The 2,906-nt window shown below is 47.7% G+C and carries 3 protein-coding genes; 1 reads left to right on the top strand and 2 read right to left on the bottom strand.

The window, feature by feature from the left end; genetic code table 11:
- The first annotated feature begins 321 nt into the window (after window positions 1-321).
- Entirely contained in the window at window positions 322-1,179 is an 858-nt protein-coding gene (locus Q0238_RS03035; RefSeq protein ID WP_297942820.1) for a DUF3108 domain-containing protein, read from the top strand.
- A gap of 142 nt (window positions 1,180-1,321) precedes the next feature.
- On the opposite strand, the gene Q0238_RS03030 is transcribed toward Q0238_RS03035, so the two are convergent.
- Window positions 1,322-2,320 (bottom strand): pentapeptide repeat-containing protein, encoded by a 999-nt coding sequence (locus tag Q0238_RS03030; protein ID WP_297942818.1) that lies wholly within the window; start codon window positions 2,318-2,320, stop codon window positions 1,322-1,324.
- Window positions 2,321-2,501: 181 nt separating this feature from the next.
- Window positions 2,502-2,906: thiamine phosphate synthase (locus Q0238_RS03025; RefSeq protein WP_297942816.1), on the bottom strand; the 405-nt coding region annotated here is incomplete at its 5' end.

The raw sequence follows: 2,906 nt of genomic DNA, 5'->3' as shown, positions 1-2,906 counted from the left end.
AAGCGGCCTGCACGAAATATAAAATCGCTCCGATTTCTGGCAAGCGCGCGCCGAGCCGTATATGCGTCGTAAATATAAAAGCGGCGACAGTCGATGTCTTTAGGCGCACACGGCGCGGCCTTTCACGACGGTAAGGAGCGGCAGCTGATATTTAATAATCACGCTATGGAGAAAATGAAATAGGCGGCGCGAGTTTTGCTTTTTTGGCGTAAATTTTACAAACTCGGCGCAGATTCCCGCGCGAGCTTTACGAGCGGCGCAGAGCGCAAATTTAATAGGCGCCGTATAATTGAGGCGCCGCAAAGCGGAAGGACGGTTGGGATGAAATTTTTTGCTATTTTGATTTTATGCGCGGGCGCGCTTTTTGGCGAGACGATCAGCGCGAAATATGAAATCTCGTTCGGCGTTTTCGGCGCGGTCGGCAGCGCAAATACGCGGCTCGTGCGGCAGGGCGATCGCTACGAGATCGTCATGGATGCCGTCGCGCAGGGCGTCGCGGGCAGCCTAAGCGGGCAGAGGCGCGAGAGCTTCCGCTCAAAGGGGCGCGTCGTGGCGGGGCTTTTGATGCCCGATCTCTACGTCCACGAGGTCTCGCGCAAAAAGGGCAAAACGACGAAAAACGAGCGCAAAACCTACGCCTTCGACTACGCGCGCAAAACGATAAAATTTCAAAAGTTCAAGGGCACGGGCGGCGAGCTACAGCTCGTAAGCGATGAAATTTTGCCCTACTTCGCGACGAACGACCTGCTGAGTTTGTTTTTCAATTTCTCTAAGATCCCGCACTCGGGCGATAAATTTTTCGTCCGAGCCGCGGACGCAAAGAGCGCTGACGGAAGGATCGACATCGAAAGGCCGCGCGGAAGCGCCGCTGCAAATATCGCGAGCGAGCTTGGCATCGCGCCGCCTAGCGATGCGGATGCAAACTCCAGCGCAACGGCAAGCGCAAGCTCTAGCGGAGCAGATACGAAAACCGGCGCAACGGACGCAAATTTTAAAGGGCGCGGCGCGGGCGCGGATAAGCAGGCTGCGACGATCTACGTGGTTTTCATAAACCAGCCGATATTTTCGAGCAGCCGAGGCGAGCTGCACCTGAGCCTAAACGAACGCGGTTACGCCGATCGCGCCGTTTTGAAGGACGTGCTGCTCTTCGGCGACATCCGCGCGCGGCTCGTGGAATGAGACTTCGTAAATTTACGAGGTAAAATTTGTTCAAATTTATCCCTGCTCGCTTCAAACGTCATCGTTTTCATATCGCCGAAAAAGGGCAAATTTGATCGATCATAATTTAAGATAAATTTCAAATAGAGTCCGCTTTTATGATCTACACGAAAATTTGCGGTCGGATTTTATCTAAATTTTTCCCTATTTTCAGTATAAAATAGGCTTTTAGCTCCCCGTATTCTTTGTTGCTTAGAAACGAAGCCTCTATAAAAGAACTTTTGTCGTATATCAATATGCTATCGTTTATAATATCAAAGCCTAGCCCGTTAAAAAGCCTATATAGCAATAAAGGAAAGAAGCTAATAGATATAATTACCGCAAAAATTATCCAAAAATTTTCCTCCCTTCCATCTATCACTACCGCTACGAAAAAAACTAAAAGCAAGTATATAAAAGCAAATAGCAGCATAAGGCATTTTGTCTTTTTTGATATTTCGGGGTATGACGGTCCCGTGGTTCGTTTGATACAAGTTATATCTGAAATTTCGGTCTCATATAAAACGGCTTCCGTCTTTTTAGAGTATAGAGTTATATCGTCATTTTTAAAGCATATATAGCACTTGCCGAAATTTGAAAATTTATTTAATGCTCTGAGCGGAAAGTAGCAATCCAGCAAAACGAGAAATAAAATTTGCTGGGCGGAAAATTTACCGCATATCGCCATCAATATCGTAGTAATGATATAAATCGCGCCGATGATAGCATTTAAGATTATAGCGTGGTCTTTTATGATTATTGGCTCTTTATCGTAATCACGAGTTTTAGCGCCCCGCGATGAAATACCACCCGGGTTTAAATTTTGAAATTTTATCTCATCTTTTGAGTTTAAATTCATGTCGTTTAAATTTCTATCTCGGAAATTTGCGCCGCAAAGATGATCGGGTTGCGATTCGGGGTCTGTTTGATTAAAATTCGCATTTTTAAAGCTTTTGCTACTCAAATTTGCATCGTTTAAATTTAATGATCTGCGATCCGTTGCATCGCTTAAATCCGCATCGTCAAAGATGTCAGCGCTAGCGCCTTTTCGAAGCTTTTGCTTGAAAGTCCGACGTCGTTCGTTTAGAGGCTTTTTAGATTCCTCAAGCAGCACTTTATCCAAAAAATATCCTTAAGCTTAAATCGCTCGTATTTTATAACTTTGGGCTTAAATCGCAATAAATCGCGTTCATTTCGCGCGTTTTTGATTTTATTGAAATATATGTTTTTGCGTCGCGCCGCATGCAGCGCAATGACAGCAGCAAGGGCGCGGCAACGGAAACAAACCGCGTTTTTGGATCGATTTATTTCTTAAATTTTCTTATGAAATCGCTCGCGTCCCGCGCCGCCATCGCTGAGCCCATAACGGCGATCCTGTCGGCTCCCGCGCGTAGAACGGAGGCGAAATTGCGCGGCGTTATGCCGCCCAGCGCATAAATTTCGCCCGCGAAAAACTCCCGCACTTCGCGGATCAAATTTAGCCCCTTCGGCGCAAGCCCCGCCTTGCAATCGGTCGCGAAGATGTGGCTCAGACAGATTGCGCCGGCGCCCAGCTTCAGCGCCTCTCGCGCCTCTGCCTCGCTGTGGCAGGAAGCGACTAGTTTTTTGAAATTTGCGCGCAAAAACTCCGCGTCCCGCGCCGCACAAAAACTCCGCAAAACCCCGAGCGGCAGCCATAAATTTCTCTCGCCTGCCCGCAGCGCAAAATC

The sequence above is a fragment of the uncultured Campylobacter sp. genome (assembly GCF_938045775.1).
GTDB lineage: Bacteria > Campylobacterota > Campylobacteria > Campylobacterales > Campylobacteraceae > Campylobacter_B.
This window is presented reverse-complemented; position numbering and strand designations above follow the sequence as displayed.

Bases quoted from the DNA above. Each gene is read 5' to 3' on its own strand.
- Q0238_RS03035 (WP_297942820.1), top strand. From the start codon at position 322: ATGAAATTTTTTGCTATTTTGATTTTATGCGCGGGCGCGCTTTTTGGC.